This is a genomic window from Mucilaginibacter mallensis, assembly GCF_900105165.1.
Taxonomy (GTDB): Bacteria; Bacteroidota; Bacteroidia; order Sphingobacteriales; family Sphingobacteriaceae; genus Mucilaginibacter; species Mucilaginibacter mallensis.
This window is the reverse complement of sequence record NZ_LT629740.1, coordinates 2,490,330-2,504,315: the sequence shown is the minus strand read 5'-3', so window position 1 is coordinate 2,504,315 and position 13,986 is coordinate 2,490,330. Positions and strand designations below refer to the sequence as shown.

The following is a 13,986-nucleotide window of genomic DNA, read 5'->3' as shown; positions in this document are numbered from 1 at the left end:
TAGCTTCATCAGTTCATAACATAATATGCAGTTACATAAAATATTTACACTTGCGGCACTCATATTCTCTTCCGGGGCTGTTTCGGGCCAGGCTACCTATACAAATGCTATGGGTATCAAATTTCATCAAATACAAGGCGGTATTAGTTTTAACATGGGTAAGGCAACAGCCTATCCAAACGGTGTTTTTTGGGATAGCGCACCGCAGCACAAGGTTACCATTAGCCAGAACTATTATATGGCAACTGCCGAAGTAACTAATGCACAATTCGAACGCTTTCAACCCTCACACATCCGCAGTACTAATAAAGCTGTTAGTGGCGATAACGAGCCTGCCGTCAATATTTCATGGGAGCAGGCGGAGAAGTTTATAGCATGGCTGAATAAAAACTATCCACCTGCGCAGCCAGGTATGGTTTACCGGCTGCCAACTGAAGCCGAATGGGAATATGCGGCAGATAACGCTGGAAAACTTGCTCTTGATATGATGCAATCCGGGGCAGAGGAATGGACCAGCGATTGGTATGGGCCATACACGGGCAACGCACAAACTGATCCTGTCGGAAGTGCCAAAGGTGTATTCAGGGTGAGCCGCGGCAACGATTATAATGCGTACCCCGGTTACTCAGATCCGACTGTGCGCATGGGCAGCCTGCCCTGGGATATTAACCCTTGCATTGGCTTTCGCCTGATTATCGGGCAAAAGTTAAAAACGCCTTATATGACCTCTGCTGACGAAAAACCTGAATGGGCCAAGAACGTATCCCAAACGGAGGCTGATTTTCAGCTGCAGGTACCATCAACTATGCCGTATTTTTCAACGCCTCAACAATATTTTACACTACCATCACCACTTAGAGGTCCGTTTTACAGCCATGATCATGAGCCGGCGATTACTTATTGCCCCAATGGCGATCTACTGGCTATCTTTTTCTCCTGCGTAAGCGAAACAGGCCGCGAAATGACGGTGCTGTCATGTCGCCTGCGCAAAGGTGCAAAAACATGGGACAAGCCTGCGCTTTTTTATGATACCCCATCCCGCAATGAAACCGGTGCGGGACTTTTTAATGATAATGGTACCCTCTATCATTTTCAGAGCTTTGGGGCCGACGGAAACTATGATAACCTGGCAAATTGTTTCCAAACCAGCACCGATAACGGTGTTAACTGGAGCACCCCCCGGCCTATTAATACCACGCATGGTTTCCGTAATCAGGTTATCAGTGGCTTTCGCACCGCAAGCGGTCGGCTGATCGTAGCTTGCGACGCTACCCCAGCAAATGGCGGCGGGACAGCCATTCACTATAGCGATGACAATGGCCTAACTTGGACCGACCGCGGCGCAAATTTACCAACACCTGCTTTTGTACAGGGTGGTACCGGACACATGATAGCCGGAATACACGCTGCTGTAATTGAAACAATACGTAATGGGGTTCATATTATCATAGCCTATGGGAGGCAGGATAATATTAATGGCATGATGCCCCAAAGTCTTTCCACCGATAATGGGATAACCTGGAGGTATTCGGCTTCACCATTTCCGGCAATCAGCGGAGGGCAGCGGGCTATATGCAAACAACTCAGCTCCGGCGCGCTTTTATTGGTATCGTTTGCGACTAATGGCATGGCATTCAGCAATAAGGGTGGCAAAAGTTATAATGGCAGTGGTATGTTTGCCGCCTTAAGTTACGATGGCGGCCAAACCTGGCCGATAATGAAGTTATTGACCGACGGCGCTACCAGATCATTGAAAGGTTATGGCAATACCGGGGATTTTACTACCGGGCCTTATAATGCCGAACCGGCAGGATATCTTGCAGGCGTACAAACACCCGATGGTATTATACATGTTGTTTCGAGCGGGGTTTATTATAGCTTTAACCAGGCATGGCTGCAAACGCCGTATGAGTTACCGAAAGCCGCAAGTACAGTAACTGTGAAAAACGGCAAGTTCGAGTCGCCTGTTGTAACAGCCAGCCCGTCACAAATAATAGCACCTTCCGGATGGATCATAGCTAATACCGCGGGCGTAATGAATCCGGCCAAAAATACAGACGGCCCTATCTCAGGGAGTACAGGTGCCGGATCATCGGCACAATGCGCTTTCCTTTCAACAATTAATGCCGGAACTATCGTAAATGTTATTTCACAGCCCTTAAGCGATGATAAATTACAGCCAGTTGATCTGGCAGCCGGTCAGTGTTACGTGTTGCAATTTTACATAGCACGCAGAAACCTGCCAACAACTGCTACAAATATTACGACAGGCAGCGGTGCCGTACTTAGCTATGGGATACGTGATGTGGTCACTCGTAAAGTTATTGCTTCGGGCAGTTTTGACACCGGCACGATCGCTAAAGCTGCCTGGATTAAAGTAAATGCGGTTCTAAATACGGGGAATACCCCCATCAGTGGCAACCAGGCCGAATTATTTTTCAGTAAAAACATTGGTGGTCAGGTCCTGATTTCTAATATTAGTATCGAACCGGACTTTTCGGAATGTGTTCATTAGTTTATTTGATGTCCCACTATTACGCTACTCAATGACAGAGGTGTCAGGACTTCGAACCAATAATTTACTGATCTACAGAGGTTAATATTTGAGAAAAATGGCCTAAAAAACAAAAACTGCCTTTAAAGAGATTTAAGGGCGGTTTTTGTTTCGTGCGTCGCTCTGACTGTACAAATTTCGAACCTTTTCCTCCATGATTTGAGGTTATTGGCTAACTTAGTATTGTGATATTAGCCTTGAATACGTTATATAAGGCATTTTTCATTAATCAATATTACTTACATCAAAGGAAAAAACCATGTAGGATGACTTGGTTTACAATTATAATAGCGTCTTAAATCCATTAAATTCTTGTGGAACCCTTTTCAATTTCTAAAAATCAGGGCTCATTAACGGTTTTTCTTGCTTAAAACGTTTATCCGATTTTTACTTTGAATCACAATTTATTTATCCATTTACAATGTTTTGGCATCATTTTCAGTTTAAATTTTTTAATGCTTGTTTGATGCGATTTCTTATTGGAAGTGCATAAAACTAGGCTCTAACCAGGTACTAAAAGATTATAAGGCTTTGGAAAATATAAAACATTGCATTGAAATTCAAATATTAAATACGGCAATCTTTGATCATCCCGAATTGATTGAAATTGAATAGACAGGCATAGGTTCGAGGTAGCTTCTCGAACCATTTTTTTAAAGGATTTAAAGATACTATCCTAACTATGGCGATTGCTATTTAATTTTATTGTTGGTGTTTCACGCAGTCAGCTTTGTAAGCATTTTTAGTTTAATTACTCGATTTAATTAGATTTTATTCTTTATTCCTCTATCTTATATTCCTCAATTTTTCTATAAAGTGTAGCTGAACTGATGTTTAATAATTTGGCAGCTTGAGTTTTATTCCATTTTGTATATTGCAATACACGATGTATATGTAAGCGTTCAACACTCGAAAGGTCAAATGCAGATAATGTGTTTGATTTTAACGATGTATGATACTGTAATTCAACCGGCAAATTATCTACACTTAATTCACTACTCTGGCAAACTATCAACGACCGTTCAATTACATTTCTTAGCTCACGGATATTTCCCCGCCATTCATTTTTTTGTAACCGTTCTACAAAAGCATTTGTCATGCCCTTTACCTGCTGATAAGCATCCTGTGTGAGTTTTTTTAAGAAATATTCGGCCAATAAGGGAATATCATCCTGCCGTTCTCTTAACGGTGGCAGGCTTATAGTGACTAGGTTCAACCGGTAAAACAAGTCTTCCCTGAATTTTCCGTTACTGATTTCCTGCTGAATATCGCGGTTTGTTGCTGCGATGATCCTGATATTGACCTTAACCTGCTTGGTATCTCCAACTTTGATAAATTCACTGGTTTCCAATACCCGCAACAGCTTCGCCTGTAAATCCAAAGGCATCTCACCAATTTCATCTAAAAATAAAGTACCTTCATTGGCTTCCTCAATCAATCCTTTTTTGTCTTTATTGGCTCCGGTAAAAGCACCAGCCTTATGGCCGAAAAGCTCACTTTCCAAAATATCCTTCCCAAATGCACTGCAATTTAATCCAAGAAAGGTTTTGGTATTTCTTTTACTTGCCGAGTGGATTGCCTGGGCAAAGACTTCTTTTCCAGTGCCCGTTTCACCCAAAAGTAATACCGGCGCATCTGTTGGCGCTGCCAATTCAGCAAGCGTTTTAGCTTGTGTAATACCCAACGAATTCCCTATGATAGAATCGAAATTGGCATAGCGTTCTGCAGCTTGCTTCTCCAGTTGGGCCACCCTTTTTTCCAATTTTACTTTTTCCAGGGCCCGGTATAGCAAGGGCAGAATACGCTGGTTATCATTGGCTTTGGTAATATAGTCAAAAGCACCATTTTTGATTGCCTGTACACTGTCGGGTATATTTCCATAAGCGGTCAACACAATTATCTCAATATAAGGATGAGTTGCTTTAATCTTACTGATAAATTCCACCCCATTACCATCGGGCAATTTAACATCACATAATACCACGTCTATACTTTCATGGTTCAATTGTTTCGATGCTTCTTTTATGCTTTCGGCCTCAAAAACTACAAAGCCCTCCAGGGAAAGCACCCGCTTTAACAGCAGCCTAACATCATGCTCATCTTCAACCAATAATATATTTGCTATCGTCATACACTTATTTTATGTTAGCGGGTTAACTAAAATGTTAAAGCCAAAGGTACTGCCTTCGCCGTAATTGCTGTTTACCCATATTTTCCCGCCTTGTGCTTCAATAAATTCTTTGGATATCGATAATCCCAATCCTGTACCCGATCTTTCCGTTGTTCCCGGAACCTGAAAATATTTATCGAATACACGATCCACATACTGCTCTTCAATTCCTTTACCGTGATCAGCTACCCAAAATTGTATGATTTCCTTTTCTCTCTTTACACATACTTCAACCGTTCCATTTTCTGAAGAATATTTAATGGCATTATTTAAGAAATTAATCAGCACCCAAACCGTCTTTTCTTCATCTAGATCAACAAGTGGTAAATCCTTTTCTATATTTTCCTGCAATGACACACCAAACTGAGCCGCTTGTTGCTGAACGGCCTGCATAGCTCGTAATACCATTACTTCGGGCATTACAGGTTCTATCTTTAACTGTATCCGCCCTGTTTCTATTTGCGACATATTCAACAGTTCACCGGTAATTTTTAATAAACGTTCCGCGTTGGCTTTTATCGCTCCCAATACCTCCGTTTGATCTTTGTTCATCTCTCCCATTCGCTTATCTTCCAATAATTGGGTACTCATGTTGATGGCGAATAAAGGAATTTTCAACTCATGCGATATAGTGGCAATAAAATTGGTTTTAGCGGCATCCAGCTCTTTAAACGGTGTGATGTTCCGTAAGATGATCACCCGCCCGCCAACAACATTATCGGCCTGTATCAGGATAGATTCCTGCACAAAAAAGCTTTCCTTATTATCTAAAAATATTTTGAGCTGCTTGCTGGTTTCATTTTGCAGAACTGTACGGAGCAAATCATTCTGAATCGCAATATCGGCCGCGTAAAACCCTATAATATCCTTTTCCTTTAGCCCAAAAAGACTTTCTGCAGCGGAATTAAAAAACAGGATCTCGTTTTTATCATTCAGCCCGATGATGCCGTCATTCATTTTATTGATGATCGCCTCGATCCTGCCCTTTTCAGCCTTGATCTCCGCCAGGTTGCTGTGTTCGTATTCATCCAGTTTCCCGGCCATTGTATTAAATGTATCAGCAAGCGTACCAAATTCATCTTTTTGTTCCAGATGTATTCGTTTACTGTAATTTTTGTTGGCGATTTCTTTGATCCCTTCTGTTAGCTCCCGGATAGGCTTTGCAATTACCGAAGGAAAGTTAATTACAAAAGTAAAAGCTACTAAACTTAAAACAGTTACAATACCGGTAAGCCACAGCGTAGCCTGTGTGGCATAATGAGAAGCACGTGCATTTTTATGAATAATAGCGATTTCATTAACATCATCAATCTTAAAAATGGCTTTGTGCATCTCCCGGATTTTATCGAAGCCAGCGGGATCTTTTTTTAACTGCTCAAATAGGTACCGCACTTCTGCTGTTGCCTCGAATTCACCCGGCTCAGTGATGTTGTTTTCTTCCAGTTTAAGGTTTTTTTCAAAAATAGCAATCTTTGAGGAATCCCCGGGTATTTCATCAAGTGCTTTAAGCATCTGGCTGCAATACTCCACACTGATCTGGTTGTCTTTTAATATCTTACTGGCATCGTTGCTCAAGCGGTTAACGTAGTAGATACCCAATACCCCAAAGCAGATAATTACGACAAACAGGAAAAGCAGGCCAAACGTAAGTTTGGTTTTAATATTCATTCTCATCATGATAATATTACTAAATCTACATCTAATTTGCTCAGCGTTTTCAACAGCTCATTAAAAGTGGCTGTCTTTAAAATAATACTGAGCAAAGATAAGTGAGGTTTACCCATACAAAGCGTAGTGATCTTTTTATCAACAACCGCTTTGAGCATGCCACTGGCCACTACCTTACTTTTAACGCGCACCACGTCGGCACCCATTTGGGTAGCCAGCTTAAAATTGTTGATGAGATGCCGCTGATCGGCCAACCCAATGCGGTCTGCGCTTTCTTTAGGCGTCTGGATATAAACCACAAACCATTTGGCATTGTAATAAGTAGCAAGGCGGCCTGTTTTCCGGATGATGAGCTTAGCCGTTTCATTATTAGTACTGATACTGCACATCAATCTTTCACGCCTAGCCTGCAATAAACCAGGCACTTCAGTTTGAATCTTTCTTTCCAACTGTGTGGCCACCTCTTTTAACGCCAGTTCACGCAATTGCAGGATCTTTTCACTCTGGAAGAAGTTTTGCAACGCAAAGGCTATCTTATCGTTGGTATATATCTTTCCATCCCTTAAACGTGCGACCAGTTCATCAGCCGTCAGATCGATATTAACTACTTCGTCGGCCTGCCGCAATACATTATCCGGCACCCGTTCGCTCACCTCAATACCGGTAATGCATTTTACGTCTTCATACAGGCTCTCAATATGCTGGATATTCATGGCGCTGATCACGTTAATCCCGGCATCCAGAATCTCCACCACATCCTGCCAGCGTTTTTCATTTTTACTGCCCTCTATATTGGTATGAGCCAATTCATCCACAATAACAATCTCGGGGCGTAATGATAAAATAGCTTGTAAGTCCATTTCCTGTAACTGCTTTCCTTTATAAAACAGATCACGGCGCGGTATAACCGGAAGCCCCTCTATCAGGTCTTGTGTTTCCTTACGCATATGGGTTTCAATATAACCGATCTTCACATCTATACCATTGCGCATTAAAGCATGTGCTTCCTGTAGCATACGATAGGTTTTCCCCACACCTGCACTCATGCCGATATAGATCTTAAACTTGCCGCGCCTGGAGCGTTTGATCAGTTCCATAAAATGCTCAACCGACTGCTCTTTCTTTTCTTCCTCTATCATTTAATTGCTGTAATGCCTTATTAAACTCATTTTTTTAAAAACCTATAAAAGGGGACGCTTTTACATCCCCTTTTGCATGAACTTTAACCGGCTTGACTAACTCACCAACCAACAAACCTATAGTGTAAGCACATGCTTATCATTCAATACTTATGTTAGAAAGCATAAACAGCCGCTAATACAAATTGCGATGCAGATTTAATAGCCGCGGCATTGCTATCCATAAACATATCTTTTGATCCATTATCCAGTCTCACTTCCGGAATTAAAGTTAAAGGGCCAGCCTTAATATTGGCCGTTAATGTTAACCCAGTTACTGATTCACCGGCAGCTGGCCCAGCCGACTGGTAAGTACCTGCCTTGTTTTTGAAATACTCACACCTTAATCCTAAAGTAACCATTTTTGATACTGCTAATTGCGGATATAAGGCTACTCCTTCAAAGCCACCTGTTCCGGCCCCATCGGTTGCTGAGTAGTCTGCTGCGTTCAATCCCAATTTAAAAGCATTTGTAATTTGGTAAGCGGTTGTTAAATCAATTTCTGTACCTGATGTTGGTGTACTGTTATTGGCTGTAAGCAGGTTAATATAGGCCGTCCACCCTTTTGCAGGCGCCAGAAATAATTGTGCGCCAAAGGCATCTACATTATGAGCCGACTGGTAAACATTCCATTCATCATTAAAAATACCTGCCATCAAACTTACCTTATCAGAAAAAGCATAAGTTGCCTTAACACCCGCATTCTGGAACGGGCCGTTAGTGAACAGATAGGATGTGGAGTAATTAAAGTTACCAGCCGGGCTGATGACTTCATACCCAATAAAGGTTGCCATATAGCCACCTGTCAGGTTCAATTTATCTGTTACATCATATGAAACATATAAATTCTGGATGTGATAATTTGTATTCGCGGTTGGGAGTGATTGATCACTGCGGGGGCCGAACGATACTTCGCCTACAAAGGAGACGTTGCCAACTTTTTTCTTTAAACCCAGGTCTATCATACCGATAGAAATAGAGTTTTGGTTATTGGCAAAGCTGGTAGGTATATTCTTATGACCCGAAAAATCATATTTATAGTAGGCATCTACAGAACCCGATATGGTCAAAGGCGGATCTCCGGCCATTTTAGTAGTATCCAAATTATTTACAGCAGCTTTAGCGGTACATGCGGCAGCAGCAAAAAAGGCAAGCAATATTAATTTTTTATTCATTATACGATTATATTATAGTTGTTTTTGGGATTGAATTTCTCTAATGATCACTCCGTCAATAAAATTTTTTGCCGGAGTGATTTGGTGGTTTATTTTTTCAATTCATCAAGTGCCACATTTAGTTTCAGCACGTTTACTTCGGCCGGGCCAAACATGCCCAATAAAGGTTGTTCGGTTGTAGCTTCAATAATAGCATTGATCTTCTCGGCTGGAATACCGCGTATACGAGCTATGCGTGCAACCTGAATTTTTGCACCGGCGGGTGATAGGTCAGGATCAAGACCACTGCCCGAAGCGGTAACCAGTTCGGCAGGTATCTGTGCACGGGTTATACCTGGGTTGTGCTTTAAAAATGTATCGATTTTGGCATTCACATCCTTTAGATAGTCAGGATTTGTAGGCCCTTTGTTTGATCCGCCGGAACCGTCGGCATGATAATCAACAGCTGAGGGGCGTGACCAGAAGTATTCGTCCTTAGTGAACTTTTGACCGATGTTCGCATAGCCCACTACGTGTCCCTTATAACTGATGGTTTCTCCATCACCATGCCCAGGTGAGAACCTTCCTACAGCGGCAATAGCCAGTGGATAGATCCCTCCCAGGATCACCAACAGGATGACGGTTAATTTTATAGATGGCAATAAATAAGTTTTCATGATTTCTATTTTTTTAATTTTTATTTGATGGATAGTTCCATTATATGAACAGAGCTACCATCAGATCAATGAATTTAATACCGATAAAAGGGATCAGGACGCCCCCTAAACCATAGATCAATAGATTGCGACGCAATAATGCGCTCGCTCCTATTGGTTTATAGGCTACCCCTCTTAAAGCCAATGGTATTAATAATGGAATAATGATGGCGTTGAAAATAACCGCAGATAGTATAGCCGACTCCGGGCTGTGCAGGTCCATGATATTCAAGGCCTTTAATGCCGGTATGGATACCATAAATAAAGCCGGTACAATAGCGAAGTATTTAGCCACATCATTAGCGATAGAGAATGTGGTTAAAGTACCACGGGTCATCAATAATTGCTTACCAATCTCCACAATCTCGATCAGCTTGGTAGGGTCATTATCCAGGTCGACCATGTTACCGGCTTCCTTGGCAGCTTGTGTACCGCTGTTCATGGCTACACCAACATCAGCCTGGGCAAGCGCAGGGGCGTCATTTGTACCGTCGCCCATCATGGCTACCAGTTTACCACCTTGTTGCTCGGCTTTTATATAGTTCATTTTATCCTCAGGCTTGGCTTCAGCAATAAAATCATCCACACCGGCTTTCTCTGCAATAAATTTGGCAGTAAGCGGATTATCACCGGTAACCATTACGGTTTTTACGCCCATTTTACGTAAACGCTCAAAACGTTCAGCTATGCCTGGTTTAATGATATCCTGCAATTCAATTACACCAAGTATTTGCTCATTTTGCGACACCACCAGTGGCGTTCCGCCGTTTGATGAGATCTTCTTTACATTGTCCTCTACCTCAATTGGGAATTGATGACCGGCCTTAATGGCCATATTCCTGATGGAATCAAAAGCCCCTTTACGAACGCGGAGGCCATCCGGTGTATCCAAACCGCTTGAGCGGGTTTCGGCAGTAAATTTGATGAATATGGAGTTTTTAGGCGCTATGATTGAGGGAGCCGTTTTTCTTTGGCTTGCTAATTCAACAATCGACTTACCCTCGGGTGTTTCATCGGCAAGTGAGCTCAGCACACAGGCAATTACAAAGCTTTCTTCGCTGATGCCTTTTGCAGGATAAAAGTTGGTTGCCTTACGGTTGCCTATGGTGATGGTACCTGTTTTATCCAGTAATAAAACATCAAGGTCACCGGCAGTTTCAACTGCCTTGCCTGATTTGGTGATCACATTGGCACGCAATGCCCTGTCCATACCGGCGATACCGATGGCCGACAAAAGGCCACCGATAGTCGTCGGAATCAAACAAACAAAAAGTGAGATAAAGGCTGCTATGGTTATAGGGGTATTAGCATAGTCCGCAAAAGGTTTAAGCGTAACGCATACGATTACAAAGATCAATGTAAAACCCGCCAATAAAATAGTTAAGGCAATTTCGTTTGGCGTTTTCTGGCGTGATGCACCTTCAACTAAGGCAATCATTTTATCCAAAAAGCTTTCGCCGGGCTGGGTGGTTACCATCACTTTTATTTTGTCGGATAATACTTTGGTGCCACCTGTTACAGATGATTTATCACCACCTGATTCACGGATAACCGGGGCAGATTCACCTGTAATAGCCGATTCATCAATGGTAGCAATACCTTCGATGATCTCGCCATCGGTAGGGATGGTATCATTGGTTTCGCAGATGAATATATCGCCCTTTTTCAGTAATGATGACATGATCATTTGTTCCTTGCCATCAACCAGTAAACGGGCTGGTGTTTCTGAACGGGTTTTGCGCAGGCTTTCAGCTTGTGCCTTGCCGCGTGCTTCGGCAATAGCTTCAGCAAAATTGGCAAACAGCACGGTAAGCAGCAGTACAATAAAGACAGTGAAGTTGTAGCCAAAGCTGCCCTGTCCTTTATTTGTCAAAGAATAGATGCTGACGATCAGCATAACAAAGGTGCCAATCTCCACGGTAAACATAACTGGGTTACGGATCAACTGGCGAGGATCGAGCTTGATAAATGATTGCTTTAAAGCCATACTTACCTGCTCGCCCTGGAATAATGTATTTTGAGTTCTCATAATTATTTTAAAGAAAAGTGTTCAGCAATAGGGCCTAATGCCAGGGCTGGAAAAAACGATAATGCGGCAACTATCATAATTACAGCAAATACCATAATGCCAAAGGTTGAAGTATCACTTTTTAATGTGCCGGCAGATTCCGGTATAAATTTTTTATTGGCTAAAATACCGGCAATGGCAACAGGGCCGATGATGGGTAAAAAACGGCCAAGCAGCAGTACAAAACCCGCGCTTACGTTCCAGAAGATATTGTTATCTCCCAGCCCTTCAAAACCAGACCCGTTGTTGGCGGCAGAAGAGGTGTATTGATACAGCATTTCTGAAAAACCATGGAAGCTTGGATTATTGAGCCATGCGGATGGCTTTACCGCCCAATTGGCATTTGGCATATGTACCAGCACGTAAGATGATACTGCTGTACCCACCAATATAACAAAAGGGTGCAGCAAAGCTATAATGGATGCGATTTTCATTTCACGAGCTTCAATTTTCCGCCCGAAAAATTCAGGTGTTCGCCCAACCATCAGCCCGGATATGAATACCGCGATAATAATGAAGATATAGAAGTTCAATATCCCCACACCGCAGCCGCCATAAAAGCAGTTGGTCATCATGGCCATCATCATCATAAAGCCGGATACCGGCATGGCGCTGTCATGCATGGAGTTGACTGACCCCGTAGAAATGATGGTGGTTATAATATTCCAGTAAGCGGTATTAGCCGGGCCAAAGCGGACCTCCTTACCCTCCATTGCCCCAGTTGGCTGGATGATCCCCATCCTGGCAATGGCTGGGCTGCCATTTATCTCAGCATTCATGGTAGGGATAAGCAGCATCAGCATACCAATGGTCATCACACCAAACATAACGTAGGCAAATTTTCTCTTTTTAAGGTAAAAGCCTAAAGCAAATACCAAAGCTATCGGAATAATGGTTTGCGCTACCAATTCAACAGTATTGGTGAGGTAATTTGGGTTTTCGAGCGGGTGAGCCGAGTTTGCACCAAACCAGCCGCCGCCATTGGTACCCAAATGTTTTATGGCGATCATGGCAGCTGCCGGGCCTCTTGATACATGTGCAGTATCGCCCTGCAGGGTAATAAATGTATCTTTACCCTTGTAGCTTGTGGGCGTACCGTTAAAGGCCAGGATTATGGCCATTACTACAGATAATGGCAATAATACGCGGGTAATGCTTTTCACAAAAAAGTCCCAAAAGTTGCCCAGCTTATTGGTTACCTTATCCCGGAATGCCTTGAATAAGACAAACAGGGCAGCAATACCTGTAGCTGCTGAAACGAATTGCAGAAACATGATCACAAAATGCTGGGTGAAATAAGTGACACCACTCTCACCTGAGTAATCCTGTAAGTTACAGTTCACTAAAAAGCTGATGGCTGTATTAAATGCCAGATCGGGGGGTTGATTTGGATTACCATCAGGATTCATAGGCAAATGCGCCTGGTACAGTAAGCAGAAAAAAGCATAAATGAGCCATACACTGTTAATGGTGAGCAGCGCAAGCATATGCTGCTTCCAGTTCATTTCTTTTTTAGTATCGATACCGCTGAAGCGGAAAATGAAACGTTCAAGAGGAGCCATAAAATCCAGCCAGGTTTTTTGACCGCCAAACATGCGGGCGATGTAAATACCAAGCGGAATAGCGATGGCCAAAGTAAGCAGGTAAGTAAAAATTACGCCTGAGATTTCGGTGTTCATAGTTTTTAGTAATTAGAATTTTTCAGGTTTTAGCAGCACATATACCATGTAGACAAACACGGCTATAGCGACGATGAATAATGCGATCATAGGGAATTAGATTTTTTCGAAATAGTTTACGGATTTAAAAAAGAGCCAGAAGAAAGCCAGGCCGAGCAGTACATAAATTACGGTTATCATTTTTTGTTATTTATTTAGTGGTGCAGGAAAAACTTAAATTTTAAGTAGCAGATATAAACCATAGACAGTGCCACTAGCCAGGCAACAACAATGACGAGAATGTCCTTGAAAGTGTATTTGTCCTTTTCTTCCGGGCTTTCGGCCGTTTCCTTATCAGAGTGGTAAATTCGTTTTTGCATAATTACTATTTTTTCATTGCAGCAGGGGAACCAAACCTGGAGCCAGAATAATGAAAGAATCGCAATAAATAGTTAATACATTAAAAAACAGATGATTGAATTTAATTCAATCGCCTATCACCGGGAAAAGCAAAGACTAAAAGTCCCTTGTTTTGAGAGAGTATATCAGAAATGAACGGTTAATTAAGCGATAGCTGTGTGGTAGAAAATTTAACACCAACATAAAATGCAGCATAAATCGGGTTATATTATATGTAAAAAAGTGCTCAATAGGATAATTTATAGTCACCTTATATAAGTTTAGTCGATAGTTTTTCTAGTTGATAACCCTGATTTAGCCTCGTCGAACTTTTTTCCTTACACGTATAAGAATGTTACTGCTATTAAAAAAAAATGGCCCGAAATTTATTGGCGAGTTCAATGTGAATTAGGTTTAATAA

The 13,986-nt window shown here is 42.1% G+C and carries 9 protein-coding genes; 1 reads left to right on the top strand and 8 read right to left on the bottom strand.

The window, feature by feature from the left end; all coding sequences use genetic code 11:
* Nucleotides 1-25: 25 nt before the first annotated feature.
* Nucleotides 26-2,515, top strand: a complete 2,490-nt coding sequence (locus BLU33_RS10320) for an SUMF1/EgtB/PvdO family nonheme iron enzyme (RefSeq protein ID WP_091372019.1) — start codon at nt 26-28, stop codon at nt 2,513-2,515.
* Nucleotides 2,516-3,332: 817 nt separating this feature from the next.
* On the opposite strand, the gene BLU33_RS10315 is transcribed toward BLU33_RS10320, so the two are convergent.
* The 8 genes from BLU33_RS10315 to kdpF form a co-directional block, all read right to left on the bottom strand.
* Entirely contained in the window at nt 3,333-4,685 is a 1,353-nt protein-coding gene (locus tag BLU33_RS10315) for a sigma-54-dependent transcriptional regulator (RefSeq protein WP_091372016.1), read from the bottom strand.
* A gap of 9 nt (nt 4,686-4,694) precedes the next feature.
* Nucleotides 4,695-6,392 carry an ATP-binding protein gene (locus BLU33_RS10310; protein ID WP_091372013.1) on the bottom strand — a complete coding sequence of 566 codons (1,698 nt, stop codon included), beginning with the start codon at nt 6,390-6,392 and terminating at the stop codon, nt 4,695-4,697.
* A 5-nt stretch (nt 6,393-6,397) separates the two neighbouring features.
* Nucleotides 6,398-7,531 carry a sensor protein KdpD gene (locus BLU33_RS10305; protein ID WP_091372010.1) on the bottom strand — a complete coding sequence of 378 codons (1,134 nt, stop codon included), beginning with the start codon at nt 7,529-7,531 and terminating at the stop codon, nt 6,398-6,400.
* A gap of 155 nt (nt 7,532-7,686) precedes the next feature.
* A complete protein-coding gene (locus BLU33_RS10300; protein WP_091372007.1) occupies nt 7,687-8,745 on the bottom strand; it encodes a porin in 1,059 nt (352 codons plus the stop codon).
* A gap of 89 nt (nt 8,746-8,834) precedes the next feature.
* A complete protein-coding gene (locus BLU33_RS10295; RefSeq protein WP_091372005.1) occupies nt 8,835-9,401 on the bottom strand; it encodes a K(+)-transporting ATPase subunit C in 567 nt (188 codons plus the stop codon).
* A 40-nt stretch (nt 9,402-9,441) separates the two neighbouring features.
* The gene (gene kdpB / locus BLU33_RS10290) at nt 9,442-11,469 is read right to left on the bottom strand and encodes a potassium-transporting ATPase subunit KdpB (RefSeq protein ID WP_091372001.1); all 2,028 of its coding nucleotides are present in this window, start codon (nt 11,467-11,469) and stop codon (nt 9,442-9,444) included.
* A 2-nt stretch (nt 11,470-11,471) separates the two neighbouring features.
* Nucleotides 11,472-13,187, bottom strand: a complete 1,716-nt coding sequence (kdpA, locus tag BLU33_RS10285; protein ID WP_091371998.1) for a potassium-transporting ATPase subunit KdpA — start codon at nt 13,185-13,187, stop codon at nt 11,472-11,474.
* A gap of 12 nt (nt 13,188-13,199) precedes the next feature.
* Nucleotides 13,200-13,277 carry a K(+)-transporting ATPase subunit F gene (gene kdpF / locus BLU33_RS25685; RefSeq protein ID WP_076377293.1) on the bottom strand — a complete coding sequence of 26 codons (78 nt, stop codon included), beginning with the start codon at nt 13,275-13,277 and terminating at the stop codon, nt 13,200-13,202.
* Nucleotides 13,278-13,986 lie beyond the last annotated feature (709 nt).

Coding starts and splice junctions, on each gene's coding strand:
- BLU33_RS10320 (WP_091372019.1), top strand. CDS start 26: ATGCAGTTACATAAAATATTTACACTTGCGGCACTCATATTCTCTTCC.
- BLU33_RS10315 (WP_091372016.1), bottom strand. CDS start 4,685: ATGACGATAGCAAATATATTATTGGTTGAAGATGAGCATGATGTTAGG.
- BLU33_RS10310 (WP_091372013.1), bottom strand. CDS start 6,392: ATGAATATTAAAACCAAACTTACGTTTGGCCTGCTTTTCCTGTTTGTC.
- BLU33_RS10305 (WP_091372010.1), bottom strand. CDS start 7,531: ATGATAGAGGAAGAAAAGAAAGAGCAGTCGGTTGAGCATTTTATGGAA.
- BLU33_RS10300 (WP_091372007.1), bottom strand. CDS start 8,745: ATGAATAAAAAATTAATATTGCTTGCCTTTTTTGCTGCTGCCGCATGT.
- BLU33_RS10295 (WP_091372005.1), bottom strand. CDS start 9,401: ATGAAAACTTATTTATTGCCATCTATAAAATTAACCGTCATCCTGTTG.
- kdpB (WP_091372001.1), bottom strand. CDS start 11,469: ATGAGAACTCAAAATACATTATTCCAGGGCGAGCAGGTAAGTATGGCT.
- kdpA (WP_091371998.1), bottom strand. CDS start 13,187: ATGAACACCGAAATCTCAGGCGTAATTTTTACTTACCTGCTTACTTTG.
- kdpF (WP_076377293.1), bottom strand. CDS start 13,277: ATGATCGCATTATTCATCGTCGCTATAGCCGTGTTTGTCTACATGGTA.